This window comes from Lysinibacillus louembei, assembly GCF_033880585.1.
Classification (GTDB): domain Bacteria; phylum Bacillota; class Bacilli; order Bacillales_A; family Planococcaceae; genus Metasolibacillus; species Metasolibacillus louembei.
This window is the reverse complement of the sequence record NZ_CP137624.1, coordinates 973590-989115: the sequence shown is the minus strand read 5'-3', so window position 1 is coordinate 989115 and position 15526 is coordinate 973590. Positions and strand designations below refer to the sequence as shown.

The following is a 15526-nucleotide window of genomic DNA, read 5'->3' as shown; positions in this document are numbered from 1 at the left end:
TGAGTAGGGTAGTCAAGCTACAGCAATCTTTTGTCCTTTTATTATAGGGAATACCCTAAAATCTGTTAATATAATAGGGAATATGAAGACAGCCTTAAATTATTAACCGGAGGGTTAAAATGGATATAAAAGATATATTATCGATAAACACAAATTTCAACAAAACATATAAACAGGAGCTTCAGGATTTAACGGATAAATTCAATTTAACGTTTGAACAACTCCCTAATCTACTTACAATTTTACCGAAAGAATTGGATGATTTACTCAACCAAAATGTAAAATTAACAGCTAATCAAGAAAGAATTTTAAAATACAAATTAACAATGTTAAATCATGGTTTTTCTTTAGATCTAACAGCAAAAGAGCGTGTACAATTGATAATAGATAGCCTTGTAAAACAATTTGGTTTATCGATAGAGAATATTTCTAGAATAACGAATATCGAAGAAGAAGAAATATTAAGTTTTCAAAAAAATACACCTATTTCAAGGGAAGTTGAAATGAATGTAATTGTGAATATTATGATGCTTAACTCTGTATTAATCCAAAACTAAAAGGAGCCTCACCTTTTAGTTTTTACGAATGCTCCAAGCCATCATTAATGCATCAACATATGCTTCGATTTCTTCGATTGGGATACCGCCGAAGCCTAATAAAAATGTTGGGAACTCCGCTTGGACAGGAGTTAATAAATAATTTGAAAGGGGTAAAATCGAAATATCGTTTTCTTTGGCAATTTTTTGTAGTTCCTGTTCATCTTTGCTGTGAGGAACTTGTATTAAGATATGCATGCCCGCAACGTCTCCTGATACTCCGATTGTTGGATAGTGCTTTGTCAATATAGATAGCAGCTTATCGTGTTTTTTGCGGTAAATTTTACGCATGCGATTTAAATGCTTTGAAAAATGGCCATCCTTCATAAAATGCGCTAAAATATGCTGATCAAAGCGTGGCACAGTAGCGGAATAATAGCTGAAAATTTCGTTGTAGCGCGCAAGTAATGCTGGTGGTAATACGAAATAGGCAACACGCAAAGATGGCATTAGCGATTTTGTAAATGTGCTCATATAAATTACTTTTTCATTTTGATCTAGGCTATGCAGTGCGGGAATTGGTTTTCCAATATAACGAAATTCACTATCGTAGTCATCTTCAATAATATATCGAGATACCTTCCCAGCTGCCCATTTTAATAATTGTGCACGACGCGCAGCGGATAAAACAGCACCAGTCGGGAATTGATGAGAGGGAGTAATATAAACTAAATTCGCCTCTGTTTTTTCTAATTGGTCCACTAATAAACCATCTGCATCCACATCAACAGGGATAACAGCATGGTCTAACTGATTGCGGGGAATCGCAGAATAGCCAGGGTTTTCTAAAGCAATGCTAGCCTGATTAAATAAGCGCAAAATAAATGGCATTAGCTGCTCTGTCCCTGAGCCGATAACAATTTGCTCAGCGGTACAGTGAATGCCGCGCGATTGGTATAAATAGCTTGCAATTTGGCTTCGTAATTCGTATTCTCCTTGGCGGTCACCGATTTGCAATAGCTCTTTTGAATGTAAATCGATAAGGTCTTTCGCATATTTTCTCCAAATAGTGAAGGGGAAGGAATCCTCATCAATTTTACCTGGTGAAAAATCAATTTTATATGTGTGTTTTTTAGGCGTGTCAGGTGTATGAGTAATTGTTTTTTCAATAAAGGGTAGCTCAGCAATATCCTCGACAAAATAGCCTACGCGTGGCTTAGAAGCGATATAACCCTCCGCTAAAAGCTGTGCATATGCTAATTCAATCGTCGTTTGACTAATATTTAAAAAATCACTGAGTCTTCTTTTAGAAGGTAATTTTTCACCTACAGCAATTTTTTGATGAATAATTGCCTCTTTAATGCCTTCGTATAGTTGCTCGTACAACGGCATATTTGTATCGCGATTTAATGAGAATAGCAGCATGTCCATCGTTCGTCATCCTTTCTAATGTTATTATACTGAATTTTAGATGCTTGCGAAAAAAAATAAGCTATAGTACAATGAATCCAAATTGATACGATAATGCGATGATAGGAAATAGTAACAAGCCCGTTTTTTGTAGAGAGTTAGCGGTTGGTGCAAGCTAATAAAAACACTTGTGAATCCGTCCTTGAGTTGTCTTGCTGAAACATTAGTAGGCAAAGACCGGTAACTAAAGCCGTTATGAATGAAGTGGAATAGGCATGCTCTGTCTATTCAATTAGGGTGGCAACGCGGGTAGCTCTCGTCCCTTTCTATGGGGATGAGGGCTTTTTTGTCGTTTACATTAGTATACTAAAGAATGGAGGAAGAAATATGTTAGATATTAAACGTATTCGAGACAATTATGAGGAAGTAAAGCGCGTTTTGCTTACACGCAATGAGGATTTAGGAACTTTCGATGATTTTGAGGCATTGGATGTAGAGCGTCGTGATTTAATTGCAAAAACAGAGGTATTAAAGGCGGAGCGCAACAAAGTGTCTGAGCAAATTGCGGTGATGAAGCGCAATAAGGAAAATGCGGATGATGTTATTGCACGTATGCGCGAAGTAGGCGATGAAATTAAAACGCTTGATGAGGTATTACGAGCTGTAGAAGAAAAATTCGAAGATATGATGATGCGTTTACCAAATATTCCACACGAATCTGTTCCTGTAGGAGAAACAGAGGATGACAATAAGGAAGTATATACTTGGGGAGAAAAAACAGCATTCGATTTCGAGCCAAAGCCACATTGGGATGTAGCGACAGATTTACAAGTAGTTGATTTTGAGCGTGCGGGTAAAGTAACAGGCAGCCGTTTCTTGTTTTATCGTGGGTTAGGTGCACGTTTAGAGCGTGCATTAATGAGCTTTATGATGGATTTACATGCTGAGGAGCATGGCTATGAGGAAATGCTTCCGCCTGTGATTATTAACCGTGATTCATTAACTGGTACAGGGAATTTACCAAAATTTGAAGAGGATGTATTTAAATTAAAGGATTTAGATTACTTCTTAGCACCGACAGCGGAAGTACCTGTAACGAACTTCTATCGCGATGAAATTTTAGACGGAGAAATGCTGCCAAAAGGCTTTGCTGCTTATAGCACTTGCTTCCGTTCTGAGGCAGGTTCAGCAGGTCGCGATACACGTGGCTTAATTCGCCAGCACCAATTTAATAAAGTGGAGCTTGTGCGTTTTGTGAAGCCAGAGGAATCTTACGAGCAATTAGAATTATTAGTAGGGCATGCGGAAAAAGTATTGCAATTATTAGAGTTACCATACCGCAAGCTATTAATGAACACATCTGATTTAGGCTTTACAGCAGCGAAAAAATACGATTTAGAAGTATGGTTCCCAACGCAAGATATGTACCGTGAAATTTCTTCTATTTCAAACTTTGAAGATTTCCAAGCGCGTCGTGCCAACATTCGCTTCCGTCGTGAGTCAGGTGCAAAACCAGAATATGTGCACACATTAAACGGCTCAGGCTTAGCGATTGGGCGTACAGTAGCTGCAATTTTAGAAAATTACCAGCAAGCAGATGGCAGCGTGAAAATTCCAGAGGTGCTTGTTCCTTATATGGGTGGTAAAACGGTGATTGTGGCGCCAGTGAAGTAAAATCGCAGAGGACGTCTAAGAAACATCGTGTTTAAAATGAATGTTGCCTGAAAGATTATATCTTTTAGGCAACGTTTTATTTATTTTAATATAAGATTGATTAATCAATCTTTAGGGGGTATGGAAATGGCAAGCGATAAAGTAATAAGAAATATGGAGCTAAAAAAAGCGCGAATTTTAGAGGCAGCAACAGCTCTTTTTGCTGAAAAAGGCTATGATAGCACGACGATGGGAGATATTGCGAAAAAAGCAGAGGTGGGCTTTGGTACTGTAGCAACGCACTTCGGCAGTAAAGAGGAGCTATTTTATACATGTGTGATACAGCCATGGAAGCCTTTAGTGGATGAGCTGCTAGCATTTGATAAGAACCCTCAATCTTATAGACAAGAAATCGAGGAGATGACGAAGAGGCATGTTAAGCTTGTCAATGAGCAAAAAATTTACATGCATTTGATTGTGCAAGCAAATGCACAATATGAAAAATTTCCAGATATCTTTAAACAATTGAATGAAGAAACAGAAGTATTGAATCAATCACTGATACAGCTAATTACGAATGGACAAAAGGAAAATCAACTGTTAGATGGCAATCCTTCAACTATTGCAATTTCTTATGTAAGCTTCTTATTTGGTTTACGATTAATTTATATTGATAATTTACCAGAAGAGATGCTTCAGCAATTTGCAACGGTGGCGATGCGTTTGTTTGGAGTGAAATAAAGCTAGTCTAGTCCTTTTGATAAGAGGGCTAGCTATACAAATATATGGATGAGTAGTTGTTTTATTATAAAGGAAATTAGTTCAATATTATTGTATTACACTGCCGACAATTGTTAGGGATAGTGGACTTGGATATTTGGCATGAAATAACAGAATGGGATAAGCGGGTACAGTTGAGTAATTTACAATAATAGTATACTTATATAATATTAAAAAATTTTATTTTTGGCATCTCTAAAGGTAACAGCACACGCTGTTACCTAGTTTTTCTACTACCTAGTTTTAAATAGATAAAAATTATTAGAAAGATTATAGAAAGAAATAATGGAGCAAATGTCACAAAGTTAATTAACTCATTGCTTAGTTGAAACCATTTGCGAATAGGTTCTTCTTGCCTAAAAACAAAATTTGGGTTTTCCAATATAAAAACAATTCTATTTAGTATAACTAAAAAGCAGAATACAAAAAAAGATATAATACTACAAATTAACAATGAAAAATGATTAAAATTACTTAATTTCATAAAAATGTCTCCTCGCTATAAAATCTATGTTATTATATTTTTGTAATAAAAATTAAATAATAGTGGTTATTAGAATGAAAAGAATTAGATTACTTTATTTTAGAATGTTGCTAACATTTTTGATTTCATTACCTATTTTAGCGGAATCTTCCGAAATATATCAACCTAATGTAGATTATGGGGCTGGAGATGCGCCTACAGTAGATTTATCTGAAGATAATACAATGTACGAGGCTACTAATGAGGAAATCGAATCGAAAGCTGTAGAGATTAAACCAGCGTATGGTCCTATACATTTTACTTATAAAATTACTAATAAAGAAATTTGGGGTGTAGGTTATTCTTATCCTGAGAGAAGTGGTCCTTCAGGCAGAGGACCAGGAACGTTAAGTATTAATGAATCAACAACACTTAATCGTGAATTTACAAATACAATATCGGGAGAATATCCAATAGGTCAGGGAAACATTGCAGCTTCATTAGGGATAACAATTGGTGTTGCACAAACTCATGGAACTAGCTATACAATTACCCTTGCTGCTAACGAAAGGAAACAAATTATATTTAAAGCTAAATACTATACTTACAGAGTGACACAGAGAGTATATGCAAATGGGCTACCTACTAACAATTATGCTTATGTTGATGTATTTGATAGTTGGGATTATGACTGGATTAAGCTTTAAAAAATTACAAAATTATTAATTAAGGCTACATGTATTATATTGTATTGTAGTGAAGCATACTTTAAAAAGCTGATAACCAATGATACGCTGGCATCAGCAAAAAAGAGTATAGTACAAACTAGTACACAAACGAACCCTCCGCAAATGCACTTGCGGGGGTTCTGCTCTTTTATGATAGAATCAACCATTTAGATGAATTGTCGTTACGGTTTCTATTTTCTAACTATTTGCAGAAGTAGTAATAAGAAATTCCTATGATAAAAAACTAAAAATGTATAGTGGCTACTCTTGCTAAAATAAGAAGCCAATACTATTGTATAACCCCATCAACCATCTTCACAGTGCGATCAACATATGTTAGCATCTCCTCATCATGTGTAACAATCAATGTAGCGATATTTAATTCTTTTGTGATGCTTTGTAATAGTTCCATCACCTCTTTAGAGCGTGTAGAATCTAAGCTAGCTGTTGGTTCATCTGCAAATAAAATTTTTGGCTGGTGAATAATTGCCCGGGCAATGGCAACTCGCTGCTTTTCTCCGCCTGATAATGAGGCAGGATACATATTTTTGCGATGCTCCATACCAATTAATGATAAAATACGGTCAATTTGCTGCTTTTGCTCATGCTTTGCTGCTACATTTAACATTAGAGTAAGCTGTTCCGCCACCGTTAAAAATGGCACGAGATGCGCAAATTGAAAAACGAAGCCAAATTGACTAGCACGGATTTGACGAATTTGTTCAGCATTCATTGCTGTTAAATTTTTTTCCTCAAAGATGATGTTTCCTGATGAAGCCGACTGAAGCCCTGCTGCAATTGTTAGCAATGTACTTTTACCAGAGCCAGAAGCACCGACTAAAGCGGTCATTTCACCTGCATGTAAAGTGAGGCTGACTCCTTTTAATATTTCCTCCTGCACATCCCCATTTTGAAAGGTTTTATATACATCTTCTATTGTAAATAACGCCATTTTACCCATCTCCTCGTTGAATTGCTTGTAAAGGTTCAATTTGTTTAATTTGTAAGCCTGAAAGCGTTGCTCCAATAAAACCAATGACTAGGAAAATGCCTGCAAACTGTAGTGTTGTCATAAGGGATAAATGAAATGGCATGCCGCCAGGGGCCAATAGCGCAAACACTTGGCTTAATCCAGCAGCTAGTATCAGTGCGATTGCTGTAATGACAAGCATTTGTATCCAAATAAGCTGAAATAGCTTCATCGTTTTTAAGCCGATTGCCTTCAAAATACCATACAAACCAATCTTTTGCACATTCATCATATAGAAGAAAATAGCGAATAACATGCCACTAATAACAATTAAAAAGCCAACGATTAAATTTAATGACAGTTGTTCGGCTTTATAGCTTGGGATACTTTCAAGCAACGCCTTTGCTGAAAATGCTTGCAATTCATCAATAGCTTGCACCTCTGGATTTGCTATGAAAATTAATTGCATCGCATTACTCCGATACATTTCTTGATAATCCTGTTGGCTAATAAAGGCAACGGGCGCATGGCTATACTTTTGCTCCTGTACAAAGCCTTTGACAATTAGCTCGCCATTTAACTGATTGTTCACTAAGCGATCCCCAATTTTGATTCCTTTTTCTTGAAGTGATTCGTCGAGCATCACCTCGCCCTGTTGGATAGATGGAAATAGATTTGAAGCTGTCGATGTAACAAAGGCAACACCATGCTGCAGTTCCTCTGTATCATTGACAAAGCCCATTTGGATAGATAGGGCGACAGCATCCTTTTGCTGCTCAAGCACTTCATCCTGTAAATGTTGAGGAATTTGAGACATAGTAAATGTCCCATCTGCCTTTTCTGTCATATAAAACTGCCCATTCGGCAAATTTTTAATCAATGCTGCATTATCCTGCGACAAACCATTTGCCAACCCAGAAATAATCAATGTTAAAAAACTAATCAAAAAAACAATCGAGCCGATAATGATAAATCGCCCTTTATTCCGCTTCATTTCCTTTAAAGCTAAATTCATCTGAAGCACCTCCATTTGTTGATAGCTTTACTATAAAAGGTGAATCTGAACTGGGGATGAACTGATGAAATAAAAAAGACCATCAATTTTTTAATGGTCTTTAAGGATAGTTAGGGTCAAACTATATATTTGTATATTTCTCGAATTCTAAAGTGATTGCATTTAGTAAAGAATCATCTTCGTATATTTTAGCTAATTCCAAAGCTTTAGTTAAATAAGGTTTATCAGTAGTTGGGTTTAATTTTTGTAGGCATATTTCTTTTCTATATAGACAAATAGCGAGCAATACATAAGATAAGGATTTCTGCTGTTGATTTAATAATTGATTTAAAACTTCTAGTGCTTCATTATAATGCTTATTTTTAATTAATAATAATGAGATGTTAATTTGTACACTTGATTTTAAATAATACACCTCTTCAAATTGTTTATATCTTTCTAAACGTTGAATCATGTTTTTTGATATTTCAATCGCTGTTTCTATAGGGAAAACATATAAAATAGAATTTAATATGAGAAAATCTATGGCATACCAGTTATGTAATACTGACATACGCTCCCAAATAGGAGTGACAAGTTTTCTAGCCTCTTCCATCCCTTGTTCTTTCCAAAGTGCCAATAATGCCTTGCAGATTATATGCAAATCCTCTATTAATAAGTCTTCATTATGCTGTAAATAATCTTCAATTGTAGTTAGTGTTTTTTGTAAGTCGGACTTTGAATTATATGGTAGTGAAAAGAAATCTTTTATTAATTGTACTTTGGGTTGCCTTTGGAAATTTTCGTGAATAAAAGAAAATTCATTGTATGTCATATTTAATCTTTCTAATAATTGATGAAAGGCAATAAAATTAATATCAGATTGATTATGTTCAAATTTTGAAAAAGAGCTTTGAGACAAAATATCTTTTGCTAAGTATTGTTGACTATATCCTTTATTTTGACGAATGATTTTTAAAGTTTCTCCATATGTCATGATACATACCCTTTCTAATATATCTAAATTTGAATATTTTGTTTCTTCATTAAACATATCATTTAAAATAAAAAGAAAAGAATAATATACGAGTAGTAGGAACTACCAAAGGGCTTTTATTTATAACTGGAGAATTTGAATTAAATAAGCCTGTTCTTCTTCTAGTTTTCTTATTAATTCTGTATCATCAATCAGCGCGGCTAAATCGAATACACCCTTAATATTCTCTTCAATGTGTATATCTTTGTTTATTTTTGCTATTAATAATTGTTTACGTAACATAGATAAAGCTGTTTGGAAATAATTTTTTCTCTTCTTAAAATTTGCTATTACTTGTTCATTTAATTCAAAAGCTTTTTGATAATACCCTTCACGTATTAATAAATGAACTAAGTTATATTGAAATGTAGCAGTCAAAAGGTGATATTTCATATCTAAATTATGATATCGTTCTAGTTGAGTTATTGCTAATTCACTAATTGAAATAGCTGTTTCTATAGGGAATAAAAACAAAATATTATTTATTAAATAAATATCAGATAAATACCATGTATCAAACTTCTGTAGACGTTCCCATATTTGATAAGCATAGGTACTAGCAATATCAAAATTGCCATCCTGTTTTAGTGAAATAAAGCCTTTACTGATAAAATAAATATCTTGAATATATAAATCTTCGCCTTTTTGTAATAATATTTCTGCTTTATTAGTTATTTCTTCTAATACATTAATATCTATGAATCGAAGCTTTAAAAATGATTGAATAATACAGTCTCGTTCTGAGAATTGATAATTATTGTTAATGTACTCGAATTCTTCATAACTAATATCTAACCTTTGTAAAATTTTATGGAAATGTTCTGTTGTTAAATGAATTTTACCTAATTCAAATTTTGAATAGCTAGTTTGATGAAGAATATCTTGGGTAATTTGTGCTTGGGAATAATTTTTACTAGTTCGTATTTTTTTTATTGTTGAGCCAATCATACAAATTCCTCCTAATAAGCTTATACGCTTATTTTCTATTATTTTGTTATAAGCGTAGTATGATAATTTGGATTAATAGGTGAAGAAAGCTAATATCATTTGTTAATTAGTATTTTAGAGAAATTGGCTAGATGTGTAATACTCGTATTCTGATTTTATTTGTTTATAATATTGTTCGTCTTCATATAAAGACAGTAGTTGTTCTGCTTGCTTCAATAAAAATTGCGAATCTTTATTTTCTAGATGGAAAAGACAGATAGCTTTTCTTGAAAAATGTAGTGCTAGTATGGAGTAATTCATAATTTGTCTATATTTTTGTAATGATTTTTCTAAAATAGATAGGGCTGTAGCAAAATCTCTATTTTTTATCAACAATAATGTAAGGTTGATATTAAAAGCACTTTTTAATAATTCTACTTCTCTATATCCAGTATAAGTGTCTAAACGTTTTAAAACATTGTTAGTGAAATCTATAGCAATATTTACTGGAAATAAGAATAAAATAGTATTAATTAAACCAATATCATGGATGTATAATTGATCAAATTTAGATAAACGCTCCCAAATGGGCTTTATAATTTCCTTTGCTTGATTTATATTCCCTTCAGATAATTTTAAAAAAGCTTGGCATATTAGTTTGATCTCTTTAATATCTATATCGTTGTCTAATAATAAATAATTTGAAGCTTGTTTTTCTAAATTTCGTAACTTGTCAGGATTATTATAATTCAGTTTAAAAAATAGCTGGATAATCTCTTTTTTCCTTCCATAGGAATAATTATTGTGAATGTATTCGAATTCCTCTAGAGAAATACTTAATTTATCAAGTAATTGAATATAAACCTCAGTATCAACATCTCTAATATTAGCCTCATATTTTGAATAAGTTCCTTGTGAAGTAATTCCTTTTGAAACCTCTATTTGTGTATAATTCTTATTTTTCCGAATCCCTTTTAAAGTTGTTCCTCTATTAACCATACAATCACCTCTAAAATATTTCATATGGAATATTTCGTCAGGATGTATCTATTCTCCTTTATGATAATAAATAAAGGGGGGATAAATATGGTAGTAGTTCAAGTAATAGGGGTAGTTCAATTATTTCAAGATGTTTGGATTATTGTTGGAGGAGGTTAATTAATTTTAAATTACGATGAAACTAAAGCAATATTTATTTATAAAATACAATGACTATTTTATTTAAGCTAAAAGGGGAAATAAAATAGTCATTGTAGCTTACTTGTAAATGGGATACATATTTTATTAATAACTAATTTCTAAAAGGTGGTTACAAAATGAGGATACAGGCTTATTTTCACTTGCTGAATAAGCAGGAGAGCTTTCCAGTTGAAGAAGTGACAGAGGTTTTGGGTTTATTTCCGACATTTGTTAATGAACATCAAGAAGAACCTTTGTCTAACTCGACGTTTTGTAATTTTACCACTTGGCAATATGGGAAGGAATACTATGAGACGTATGACACGAATCAATTGTTGTTGCCATTAGTTGAGGTGCTTGAGCCGAAGATTAATCAAATTAGACAATTAATTCGCAAATATTCTTTGACTGCGGAAATGGCTATTGTCATGGGGGTTGATGAAGGGCGTATGTTAAGCCTGATATTAGAGCCAAAGGTGTGCAATTTTGCTGCTGCGATTAACGCTAATATAAATATTTATTCTTATGAATTTGAAAGCTTATTTGATGATAATGTTTATTTATTACATTAAAAATATACTAGCACTTTTAGTACAAACTATGTTTTACTTTGTACTATGATTGCTAGTATATTTTTTGTGAGGTGGGAACGATGGAATTAGTATTTTATGAGGAAAAATTTTTAGAGTTAGTAGCAGATTATGTGTTAACAGAGGAACAATTAAATTATACAGACACGCCGCAAGCATGTGTGGAAAAGCAAAAAATGGATTCAACTCGACATTCTATTTTAGCTATGGAGAACAATCAGTTAGTTACCTTTTTTACTTTACATGAGAAGGATGGGGTCAAACCTTATTCGAAAAATTCGGCTGCTATTTTGTTAAGAGCTTTTTCGACAGATTTTCGACATGTTGGTCAAGGATATGCACAAAAATCTTTAAACCTATTGCCGACATTTGTAAAAGCACATTTTCCAAATGTTAATGAGATTGTGTTGGCTGTTAATGCTACAAATGGTGCAGCACAGCATTTATATAAAAAATGTGGGTTTGTAGATGAAGGCGTTAGAACAATGGGGAAGAAGGGCGAGCTCTTAATTATGAGCTTACATTTGTAGTTAATGAAAAAAACGCTGCTGCTTAGTTTATTATTTTGTCTAGCACTAGCAGGCTGTTCAACGGGAAGTCCTACAAATCCAACAGCTAAATCGGTTTTAAAAGATGATGCACAAGCGGATATTTTACAGTATGAAGGTTTAATTTATCAGCAGGCGTCTGACTTGGATATAACCTTTACTAAAGGCGAGAAACTAGGGGAAATTAAGAAAACGACCACTCGTTGGCTAGGTTTTAAAAATCTTTATGCAACACAATTAGCAGTGGGAACAGAGCTTTTTTCAACAAATACGCAGTATATGATTGCGGAGGTAGATGGCAAACAAATTCCTTATATAGCCTTGATAGAAGGATAAACACTCGAACTCATAAAGAGTCCGAGTGTTTTATTTTGTCACTCAGCACAACAGAAATCAGTATTCCTATTAATACGAGCGTCCCGCCAATAATTTGGCTAGAGTGAATCAAGGCATGCAAAATTACCGCACTTAGCACCATCGTAATGATAGGCTCTAAGTTTAATAAAATTGCCGCATTGGTTGAGCCAACTTTATGCTGGTTGGCATTCCATACGAGATTGCTGACGCCATGCACGAGTATAGCTGAAATGATTAATAAAAGAATGATCGGTAGGTCAGCGCTTTGTCTTGGTACAATTGGTGCAAAGCTCAAAAAAGGGAGTAAGGCAAGGCAACCGATAAAACTTGTGAAAAAAGTAACGCTGAAGCTGTCTAATTCTTTTCTTAATACATCCAGTAATACAAGGAAAATGGCGAAGCTAAGCATTGTACAGAAGCTAAAAATTTCCCCAACACCAAACGAAGCGCTAGCACCTTGCTTTGCAGAAATAATTAAGCCTACACCTGTAAAAGAAATAATAGAGCCAAGCCAAAATAGCCAGCCTTTCTTTTCTCCTCGTACAACGCGATTAATGATTCCGGTCATAATTGGTGTCAAAGCTAAAATATAGGCAGCAGTAATAGGGCTAGTCGTTTCTAAGCTTTTAAAGAAGCTAAAGTGATTGATGCTAACACCGAGTATTGCTGCTATGCAAAGCAGCAGCCATTGCTTTGGTCGAATGCGTGCTTTGCGGATTGTTGGAAAGCCAAGTATGCCTAAAAATAAGCAAATGCACAGTAAGCGATAAACGGTTACGTGCAAGGCTGACCAATAATTGACGAGCAGTGCGCCAATAATAAAATTGGAAGCCCACAGGCTAACACAAAAAATAAGAATGACATAAACTTTTAATTTCATAAATAATTAGTTAAAAAACTTTCCTTTGTTCATCAGTGTACGTTTTTTCGGTGGACGTGCAACAGCCTCTGCACTACAGCTCGATGTGACAAAAACAAAGCTTGCCTCATCGCCTGCTTTCGGCCATTGCATTTGACCTTCATTGTTCAGTGGTGTCACACCATTTGTAATATAGCATAAGCTTTGACGCAGTTCACGCTCTGTAATTTTACGTGTTACATCCGCAAATGTACAGGCTTTTTGTAAAATATCGCCTGAGCCGTATGGGCTCCATGAATCGTAGAAGCCATCACAGCCAAAGTGAACGTTAACACCATGCTCTGTTAATAAATCAATTGGTGGGATATTGCGACCTAAATTGAATGGTACTGTCGACATAATCGCAACATTATGCTCCTTTAAGCGCTTTGCCATAGCAATTTGCTCTGGTACTGTGACATCACCTAAGGAGAACGAATGGCTGAAATCTGTTTTTCTTGTAAAACCGTTTTCCTCCACCAAATCAAGCCATTTATCAATCGTATAATAGCCTAAATGCCCATTGTCATGTAAATGGAAATCGACATCAACGTTAAATTCCTGTGCAATATCCATTGTTGTTTGGAGCGATTTTTCAATATCACGGTCAATGCCGCCAGGGTCTAACCCACCAAGCATCGTTGCACCGTTGCGTAAAGCCTCACGTAGTAGGCTAGGTACATCATCGCGCAGCAGCCCATGCTGAGGGAAGGCGATGACATCTGCTGTTACATAATCCTTATATTTATTTAGTGCGGCTAAAACGCCTTCTAAATTTTTCAGACCGATGTATGGGTCGATATTGACATGTGTGCGAATATGGTTCGAGCCAAAGCCTAAAATTTTCTCAATCATTGCACTTGCTCGCTGCTCACAGTTATCTGCTAAAGCGGAAAGCTCTAAAGATTCATAATGTAGACGCTCTTCTAAGCCACTAACTGTACGGCATGCCTTCCACGGTAATGATAAATATGTTTTATCTAAATGATTATGCATTTCCTTGAATGCGGGTAATGCAAGCTGCCCTTGCATATCCTTAGCATTTTCGGGCTGGAATGCTGCATCAGCTGGTGTCATTTGTGCAATTTGTCCAGCAGCATTAATTTCGATATGAAATAAATCCGTTGTTGTTTGGATGCTTCCATCTTCATGTAGCTGCTCACCCGTTTCGAGGCGAACGTTTAATAACCATTGACTCATCGGTAAGCTCCTTTCAATTCAACATTTTCTTGGTGAATCACAGCGCCCTTTGAAATAACGGTTGTGATTGGGCACATGCGTGCAATTGTATGTGCCGAGCTGACCGCATCGACTAGCAATGCATTTGCAGCGTCGCCTGCTTTTGGCCATACTTGCTGACCTTCCGCATTTAATGGTGTAATGCCACCTGTTGCATATTTTAATGATTGGCTTATGCGATATTCGTCAATAAATTTAAAGCGCTCGATTAAGACATTTAATTTTTGAATCGTATCGCCTGTACCGAAGGGTGACCAGTGATCTGTTAAGCTGTCATGTCCAACAGAGACGTGTACACCGTTTTCGTATAAATATGGGATGGGAATCGTTGACCGATTTTGCCCAATTGGCACAGTTGTTGTGACATCAATATTGAAGGAGGCAAGACGCTTTGTTAGCTTCTCTAAAGGCTCTCCTTGTAAATCAGATAGCGCAATGGCATGGCTAATTGTGACATTGTTTTTAAAGTCGTGCTTCTCTAATAAATCCATCATCACATGGAATTCATGCTCACCAAGTGTGTCACGATCATGTAAATGGATATCGATATGCTTATCGTAGTCCTTAGCAATTTGAATCATCGTCTCTAATGATTGATGCGTTGCACGGTCCACGATAGCAGGGTCTACACCGCCAACATGTGTTGCTCCTTTTTCCATTGCCTCACGCATTAAAGGCTCGACTGCTGAACGGAGTAAGCCATGCTGAGGGAAGGCAACAATATCGTAAGTAATTTGCTCCTTAAAGGATTCTAGTACCTCTATTGTAATATCGATATGCTTTGTGCCGATTTGTGGGTCAACATTACAATGTGAGCGAATATGTGTATGACCATGTGCAATTAAATGCTGCACCATTTTTGTTGCACGTTCTTTTGCGAAGGGCAATTGCTTTGGCAGCAATGTTTGCTCCTCCTCAATGCGCGTTAAAATGCCCTTTGTAATTGGAATCGGCGCTTTCCATTCGCCGCTGAAATACGTTTTATCGATATGGATATGCATTTCACGAAAGGAGGGCAGCAGTAGCTGCCCATTCGCTTCAATCACTTCCATGTCAGGCTCGATTTCAATCATCGGTGCAATTTGCTTGAATTGTCCATCCTCAATTAAAATATCGAATGGTGCAATCGTTGTACCTACAATGAAATCATTATCGTATTGATAGCCAGTTTCTAATTGAGCATGTTTAATCAATCGTTTCATGAAGCAAATCATCCTT

General features: G+C 35.3%; 16 protein-coding genes and 1 other annotated feature. Of the genes, 7 read left to right on the top strand and 9 right to left on the bottom strand.

What is annotated here, in order from left to right; genetic code table 11:
• The first annotated feature begins 119 nt into the window (after positions 1 to 119).
• Entirely contained in the window at positions 120 to 557 is a 438-nt protein-coding gene (locus tag R6U77_RS04840; protein WP_319837643.1) for an HTH domain-containing protein, read from the top strand.
• Between the two features lie 15 nt (positions 558 to 572).
• Here R6U77_RS04840 and pdxR read toward each other — a convergent pair whose 3' ends face one another.
• On the bottom strand, positions 573 to 1967 hold the full coding sequence (pdxR, locus tag R6U77_RS04835) for a MocR-like pyridoxine biosynthesis transcription factor PdxR (RefSeq protein ID WP_319837642.1): 1395 nt from the start codon (positions 1965 to 1967) through the stop codon (positions 573 to 575).
• Positions 1968 to 2056: 89 nt separating this feature from the next.
• Positions 2057 to 2273: a binding site (T-box leader), on the top strand.
• 60 nt (positions 2274 to 2333) lie between these two features.
• On the opposite strand from pdxR, the gene serS reads away from it, so the two are divergent.
• From serS to R6U77_RS04820, 3 genes are all read left to right on the top strand, one after another.
• A complete protein-coding gene (gene serS / locus R6U77_RS04830; RefSeq protein WP_319837641.1) occupies positions 2334 to 3620 on the top strand; it encodes a serine--tRNA ligase in 1287 nt (428 codons plus the stop codon).
• A gap of 126 nt (positions 3621 to 3746) precedes the next feature.
• Positions 3747 to 4340: a TetR/AcrR family transcriptional regulator gene (locus tag R6U77_RS04825; RefSeq protein WP_319837640.1), complete on the top strand. Its 594-nt coding sequence runs from the start codon at positions 3747 to 3749 to the stop codon at positions 4338 to 4340.
• 597 nt (positions 4341 to 4937) lie between these two features.
• A complete protein-coding gene (locus R6U77_RS04820; RefSeq protein ID WP_319837639.1) occupies positions 4938 to 5549 on the top strand; it encodes a hypothetical protein in 612 nt (203 codons plus the stop codon).
• A 310-nt stretch (positions 5550 to 5859) separates the two neighbouring features.
• On the opposite strand, the gene R6U77_RS04815 is transcribed toward R6U77_RS04820, so the two are convergent.
• The 5 genes from R6U77_RS04815 to R6U77_RS04795 form a co-directional block, all read right to left on the bottom strand.
• Entirely contained in the window at positions 5860 to 6522 is a 663-nt protein-coding gene (locus tag R6U77_RS04815; protein ID WP_319837638.1) for an ABC transporter ATP-binding protein, read from the bottom strand.
• Between the two features lies 1 nt (position 6523).
• Positions 6524 to 7555: an ABC transporter permease gene (locus tag R6U77_RS04810; RefSeq protein ID WP_319837637.1), complete on the bottom strand. Its 1032-nt coding sequence runs from the start codon at positions 7553 to 7555 to the stop codon at positions 6524 to 6526.
• 121 nt (positions 7556 to 7676) lie between these two features.
• Entirely contained in the window at positions 7677 to 8531 is an 855-nt protein-coding gene (locus tag R6U77_RS04805) for a helix-turn-helix domain-containing protein (protein WP_319837636.1), read from the bottom strand.
• 120 nt (positions 8532 to 8651) lie between these two features.
• Entirely contained in the window at positions 8652 to 9518 is an 867-nt protein-coding gene (locus R6U77_RS04800; protein ID WP_319837635.1) for a helix-turn-helix domain-containing protein, read from the bottom strand.
• 114 nt (positions 9519 to 9632) lie between these two features.
• Complete coding sequence (locus R6U77_RS04795; RefSeq protein WP_319837634.1) at positions 9633 to 10496, bottom strand: helix-turn-helix domain-containing protein; 864 nt, start codon at positions 10494 to 10496, stop codon at positions 9633 to 9635.
• A gap of 317 nt (positions 10497 to 10813) precedes the next feature.
• On the opposite strand from R6U77_RS04795, the gene R6U77_RS04790 reads away from it, so the two are divergent.
• From R6U77_RS04790 to R6U77_RS04780, 3 genes are all read left to right on the top strand, one after another.
• Positions 10814 to 11248: a DUF4279 domain-containing protein gene (locus R6U77_RS04790; protein ID WP_319837633.1), complete on the top strand. Its 435-nt coding sequence runs from the start codon at positions 10814 to 10816 to the stop codon at positions 11246 to 11248.
• Positions 11249 to 11328: 80 nt separating this feature from the next.
• Positions 11329 to 11796 carry a GNAT family N-acetyltransferase gene (locus tag R6U77_RS04785; protein ID WP_319837632.1) on the top strand — a complete coding sequence of 156 codons (468 nt, stop codon included), beginning with the start codon at positions 11329 to 11331 and terminating at the stop codon, positions 11794 to 11796.
• Between the two features lie 3 nt (positions 11797 to 11799).
• Positions 11800 to 12150 carry a hypothetical protein gene (locus R6U77_RS04780; protein WP_319837631.1) on the top strand — a complete coding sequence of 117 codons (351 nt, stop codon included), beginning with the start codon at positions 11800 to 11802 and terminating at the stop codon, positions 12148 to 12150.
• A 10-nt stretch (positions 12151 to 12160) separates the two neighbouring features.
• On the opposite strand, the gene R6U77_RS04775 is transcribed toward R6U77_RS04780, so the two are convergent.
• The 3 genes from R6U77_RS04775 to R6U77_RS04765 are packed head-to-tail and all read right to left on the bottom strand — an operon-like array spanning position 12161 to position 15510.
• Positions 12161 to 13051 carry a DMT family transporter gene (locus R6U77_RS04775; RefSeq protein ID WP_319837630.1) on the bottom strand — a complete coding sequence of 297 codons (891 nt, stop codon included), beginning with the start codon at positions 13049 to 13051 and terminating at the stop codon, positions 12161 to 12163.
• A gap of 6 nt (positions 13052 to 13057) precedes the next feature.
• Positions 13058 to 14269: an amidohydrolase gene (locus tag R6U77_RS04770; protein ID WP_293929239.1), complete on the bottom strand. Its 1212-nt coding sequence runs from the start codon at positions 14267 to 14269 to the stop codon at positions 13058 to 13060.
• Positions 14266 to 15510 (bottom strand): amidohydrolase, encoded by a 1245-nt coding sequence (locus R6U77_RS04765; protein ID WP_319837629.1) that lies wholly within the window; start codon positions 15508 to 15510, stop codon positions 14266 to 14268. The genes R6U77_RS04770 and R6U77_RS04765 overlap by 4 nt, the downstream gene beginning before the upstream one ends.
• Positions 15511 to 15526: the final 16 nt, after the last annotated feature.